2 protein-coding genes are annotated in these 2,443 nt (G+C 66.4%); both read right to left on the bottom strand.

Annotated features, from left to right (window positions below):
* Window positions 1-84: 84 nt before the first annotated feature.
* Entirely contained in the window at window positions 85-846 is a 762-nt protein-coding gene (gene istB / locus NBH12_RS10780) for an IS21-like element helper ATPase IstB (RefSeq protein ID WP_134859539.1), read from the bottom strand.
* Window positions 843-2,300: an IS21 family transposase gene (istA, locus tag NBH12_RS10775; RefSeq protein WP_250819486.1), complete on the bottom strand. Its 1,458-nt coding sequence runs from the start codon at window positions 2,298-2,300 to the stop codon at window positions 843-845. Before istA ends, istB begins: the two co-directional genes overlap by 4 nt.
* Between the last annotated feature and the right edge of the window lie 143 nt (window positions 2,301-2,443).

Below are 2,443 nucleotides of genomic sequence, written 5' to 3'. Positions count from 1 at the left end.
TGTTTTTAGTCAAGTCGGTGTTTCGTGTTTCGTCACTAATTTTTTTCGGTTTTCGGCATGAGGAGTGCCGGCCGGTGGTTTGTTTTACTGGTTGTCCGTCTTGCCGAACATGAGGGCTTGGCTGACGCGTCGGCTGGGGCCGGTGAATTCGATGAGGCGTCCGTGGTGGACGATGCGGTCGATGATCGCGGCGGCGAGTTTGTCGTCGGCGAAGATCGTCCCCCATTTGCTGAACTCGATGTTCGTGGTGAAGATGATGCTGCGACGTTCGTAGCTGCCGGCGATGATCTGGTAGAGGAGACGGGCCCCGTCGATGTCGAAGGGCACGTAGCCGAACTCGTCGAGGATGATCAGGTCGGCACGGGCGAGGTCCCCGAGCAGGCTGTCGAGGGCGCCGTCGCGTTTGGCCTTGCCGGGCTGGAGCACGAGCTCCGCGGTCTGCCGGAACCTCACGCTCCTGCCTTGCTCGATGGCGAGCATGCCCAGGGCGGTGGCCAGGTGGGTCTTTCCGCGTCCCGTCTTGCCGTAGAACACGAGGTCCTGCGCCTTGGCCGCGAAATCGAGGCCGGTCAGCTGCTCCTTGGTGTATCCGTCGGGCAGGCGCACGTTCGCGAAGTCGTAGCCGTCGAGGCTTTTGGGCACCGGGAACCGGGCCTGGCGCATGAGCCTTGCCCGTTTGGAGGCCTCCCTGTTGGCCGGTTCCGTGGCGAGCATGCGGTCGATGGCGTCCAGTTGGCGGGGCGTGGCCCATTCGAGCGTTTCGTCGATGGCGGCCTGCGAGATGAACAGGCTCCTCGCCCGCTCGCGCAGCGGGCCGGGGTCGGTCCGTCCGTTCTTCTGGTTCACTCGTCCTCCTTGGTGTAGGCGATGTCGTATTCGCTCAGGTCCACGGGGTCGTCGTAGGCCACGGGTCCCAGGCCCGAGGCGTGGCGTGCCGCGGCCAGACATACCCCGGCCCGGTCCGTGCCTCCGGTGGATTCGAGGATCTCGAGCATGCCGGCCACGGCCGCCCGCCAGCCGCTCTCGCCGTCGGCGTGCAGCAGGGCACGCAGGCCGTCGCGCCGCGTGGCCTCGTCCTGCGCGTCGATCCATTCGCGAAGCGGGTCGGGCATCGCGTCGCGCACCCGGCTGTTGCGCCAGGCCGCCGGCCGGTCGCACAACAGCCCGAGCTGGCTCGACGGGTCGCCGCTGTCGGTCGGCTTGTCCCCGTAGGACCTCGGATGCGTGATCACGCGTTTGCCTTCGGCATCGAGGATCTCCACCTCCAGGGCCCTCAGGCCGACGATCATCTCATGGCCGGCGTGTTCGGGTCCGGCCGCGTACCGGTGGCGGCCCTGGACGGTGATGTTGCCGTATTTGTCGGCCTTCATCCTCGTCCACGTGACCACGTCGAACGGCTTGGCGGGCAGGGGCGGCAGCGCCTTTCGGTCCTCGTCGAACAGGCCGGTCTGGCTCTCGCCCTTCCTGTGGTGGTCCTTGTCCCCCAGTCCGAGGCGGCGGCCGGGCAGGCGCAGGTTGAAGCTGTCGAGGTTCCATACGCCGGGCACCGGCACGAACGGCCTGCGGCGCACGGCCCCGACCCGGGCCTCGACGCCGCCCTTCTCGTGTCCCGAGTACGGGTTGCGGAACGCGTACTCGAACCCGTAGTGCGCCTGGAACGCCTGGAACAGGCGGGTCAGGCGGATCCTGCCGAACCATTTGCGTCCGACGCCGGCGGCGTTGTCATACACGATGCGTTCGGGCGCCCCGCCCAGCCATTCGAATAGGTTCCTGAGGGCCTGGCACGTGCACTCCGCGTTCTCCCCGGGCATCAGCCGGCTCGGCCCGATGTTCGAGTACGGGAAATCCAACACGAAATGCCGCATTCGCGTCACGACGCCCCGGTAGCGCACGTCGACCTGGCCGAAGTCCGCCTGGCATTCGCCCGGATGCCACGACAGGTCCAGGAAACCGGCCTCCCGCTCCGCCGCGGCCTCGCGCCTGAGCCGCGCCACGGTCCGGGTCACCGTCGACAACGACACCCCGGCCCCGTACTCGTCGCGCAACCGCTCATGGATGCGGGTCGCGGTATGCCGCTGCTTGCGCCAGGTCTCCCGGTCCTCGGCGAGCATGCCCTCGATCATGGGCAGCCACTCGTCGATCACCGAACCACGACGTCGCCTCACGGGCGGCCTGGCCGATAGGCCGTCGACCCTCAGATACTTGCGCACGGTCGGCTCGCTGACCCTCTCGCTGCGCGCTATCGAGGCGATGGACTCACCGTTCCTGCGACGCGAACGGATAGACTGTATCTGGGGCATGCTGATCATTGCCTTTCCGGACCTTTCCCGAATGGAACTAGAAGCACCATCAGGCTAAGGCCCACGGGTGGTCGGCATGCCTTTCCGCCTAAACCCGAAAAACCTTCGTGACTAAAACCTCAACTTCCTATTGAACAAAAACA

The sequence above is a fragment of the Bifidobacterium sp. M3-N-101 genome, from assembly GCF_023656805.1.
GTDB lineage: Bacteria > Actinomycetota > Actinomycetes > Actinomycetales > Bifidobacteriaceae > Bifidobacterium > Bifidobacterium breve.
The sequence above is the reverse complement of the archived record's forward strand: the minus strand, read 5'-3'. Positions and strand labels throughout refer to the sequence as shown.

Excerpts from the sequence above, each read along its gene's own strand:
- istA (WP_250819486.1), bottom strand. The coding sequence starts at position 2,300 with ATGCCCCAGATACAGTCTATCCGTTCGCGTCGCAGGAACGGTGAGTCC.